This is a genomic window from Streptomyces sp. NPDC002754 (assembly GCF_053592315.1).
Genome location: NZ_JBSFVM010000088.1, coordinates 1 through 2,991, shown reverse-complemented (window position 1 = coordinate 2,991; position 2,991 = coordinate 1). Strand labels below are relative to the sequence as shown.

At 70.4% G+C, this 2,991-nt stretch carries 1 protein-coding gene; it reads left to right on the top strand.

Annotation, left to right across the window (positions count from 1 at the left end; genetic code table 11):
- On the top strand, nt 1-2,991 hold a 2,991-nt coding region (locus tag ACWD2L_RS40970), incomplete at both ends, for an AMP-binding protein (RefSeq protein WP_351346086.1).

The following is a 2,991-nucleotide window of genomic DNA, read 5'->3' as shown; positions in this document are numbered from 1 at the left end:
GCCTCGGTCACCACGCTCGTATCTGCCGGTGAAGCCCTGGACGCGGGTCTGGTGGAGCGGTGGGCTTCGGGTCGTCGGCTGATCAACGCCTACGGTCCGACCGAGATCACCGTCTGTGCGTCGATGTCGCAACCGCTGACGCGGGGGGATGAGCCGACGATCGGCACGCCGATCGCCAACAGCCGCTTGTTCGTGCTGGATGAGGCGCTGCAGCCGGTGCCGGTGGGCGTCGCGGGCGAGCTGTACGTGGCCGGAGCCGGTGTGGCACGTGGCTACGTCGGTCGTGCGGGGCTGACGGGTGAGCGGTTCGTGGCCTGCCCGTTCGGAGCGTCCGGGGAACGGATGTACCGGACCGGTGATGTGGCCAAGTGGACCCCGGACGGCCAACTGGTCTTCGGTGGCCGCGCCGACGAGCAGGTCAAGGTCCGTGGGTTCCGCATCGAGCCGGGCGAGATCGAGGCCGTGCTGCTGTCGCGGCCGGACGTCGGACAGGCCGCTGTGATCGCACGCGAGGACGCTCCGGGCGACAAGCGCCTGGTCGCCTACGTGGTGGCCGCGGACACAGGGCTCGACGCGGGCGTGCTGCGGGACGTGGTGGCGTCGCGGCTGCCGGAGTACATGGTCCCGGCCGCGTTCGTGACGCTGGACGAGCTGCCGCTGACCGTCAACGGCAAGCTCGACCGCAGGGCCCTGCCCGCGCCGGAGTACGTCACGGGCGCGGGCCGCGCCCCGGCCACCGTGCAAGAGGAGATCCTCTGCGCGGTGTTCGCCGAGGTGCTCGGCGTGGAGTCGGTCGGCGTCGACGACAACTTCTTCCGGCTGGGCGGACACTCGCTGCTGGCGGTGGCGTTGGTGGACCGGCTGCGGGCGCGGGGCGTATCGGTGTCGGTGCGGGCGCTGTTCGAGGCGTCGACACCGGCCGGGCTGGCGAGGGCGTCCGGTGCCGAAGCGGTGGAGGTGCCCGAGAACCTGATCCCGGTGGGTGCGGAGCGGATCACGCCGGAGATGCTGCCGCTGGTCGAGCTGTCGCAGCAGGAGATCGACCGGGTGGTCGCGGCCGTCGACGGCGGAGCGTCGAACGTGTCGGACGTCTATCCGCTGGCGCCGTTGCAGGAGGGCATGTTCTTCCACCACCTCATGGCGGGTGAGGGCGGCGACGTCTATCTGACGGCGCGCGTCGTGGAGTTCGACTCCCGGGCCCGGCTGGACACATTCGTCGGTGCCTTGCAGCAGGTCGTGGACCGGCACGACATCTATCGCACGGGTGTGGTGTGGGAGGGCCTGCGCGAGCCGGTTCAGGTGGTGTGGCGGCAGGCACAACTGCCCGTCGTAGAGCACGTCTTCGAGGAAGACGTGGCTGCCGCGGGACCCGAAGGGTGGATGGAGGGCCTGACCGCCCTGGCGGGATCGGTGATGAACCTCGACCGTGCCCCGCTGACGGACCTGCATGTGGCCGAGGTCGAGGAAGGCCGTTGGCTGGGTGTGATGCGGATGCATCACCTGCTGCAGGACCACCTGGGCGTGGACATGATGCTTCAGGAGCTGCGGGAGATTCTGGCCGGGCGTCCCGAGGCGCTGAGGCCCGCACTGCCGTTCCGGAACTTCGTGGCACAGATGCGAGCGGTGCCCCGGGCCGAGCACGAGCGGTACTTCGCCGAGCTGCTCGGCGATGTGACCGAGCCGACTGCCCCGTACGGGGTGCTCGACGTGCGCGGCGACGGCAGCGACGTGGTGGTCGAGAGCCTGCCGATCTCCGACGAGGTCGTGGACACGCTCCGGCAGGTGACACGGCAGATGGGGGTCAGCCCTGCCACCGTGATGCACGTGGTGTGGGCGCGCGTACTGGCCGTGCTGTCGGGCCGCGACGACGTGGTGTTCGGCACGGTGCTGCTCGGACGCATGACGGCAGGCGCGGGAGCCGACCGCGTCGTGGGCCCGTTCATCAACAGCCTCCCGGTACGGGTGCGGACCCGCCGGGCGGGGGTGCGGGCCGCGGTCGAGGACATGCGGGACCAGTTGGCGGCGCTGCTGGAGCACGAGCACGCCCCGCTGGCGCTGGCCCAGCAGGCCAGCGGGATAGCGGGCGACACCCCGCTGTTCACCTCGCTCTTCAACTACCGCCCCGCCGACCAGGAATCGGACGCCGGGGAGCAGCGCTCGATCGATGGCGTTCGATATGTCTTTGAACGGGACAAGACCAACTACCCGTTGGCCGTTGCCGTCAATGACAACGGTGCGGCTGGTATGCGCGTCAGTGTGCTGGCCGTCGACCCCATCGATTCGCTTGAGGTCTGCCGTCTGTGGTGCACCGCGATCGAGAACGCGGTCGGCGCCCTGGCCGGCACGGTGCACGGCGGCCCCGACACACCGCTCGCCGCCGTGAGCGTGCTCGATCGGCAAGCGCGCGAACGGATGCTCGTGGGCTGGAACGACACCGCCGCCGGTGACCTGGACGGCACCGTCGTGGAGGTGTTCGGACGGCAGGTCGCCGCCGCCCCTGACGCTCCTGCCGTCATCGCAGGCCAGGATGTCCTCACGTACCGCGAGCTGGACGTCGCGTCGAATCGCCTGGCGCACTTCCTGCGCGGTCTGGGCGTGGGGCCGGAGGTGGTGGTCGGGCTCTGCCTGCCGCGCGGCGCGCGGATGGTCACCGCGGTGCTGGGAATCCTCAAGGCCGGAGCGGCCTATCTGCCGATGGACGTGGCGCATCCGGCGGAGCGGATCGGGTTCATGGTGGCCGACAGCCGCATACCGGTCCTGCTCGGTGTCGAGGATGTGCTGGACGAACTGCCGTTGCGCGGCGTCATGCCGGTGGCGTTGGACGACCGGCACGTCGAGGCGCAGGTGGCGGCCATGCCGGAGACTGCTCCTGGTGTGGTCGTGGATGCCGCCGGGATGGCGTATGTGATCTATACGTCGGGTTCGACGGGTGTGCCGAAGGGTGTGGCGGCGACCCACGGCGGGGCGCTGAACCTGGTGGCGGCGCAGATC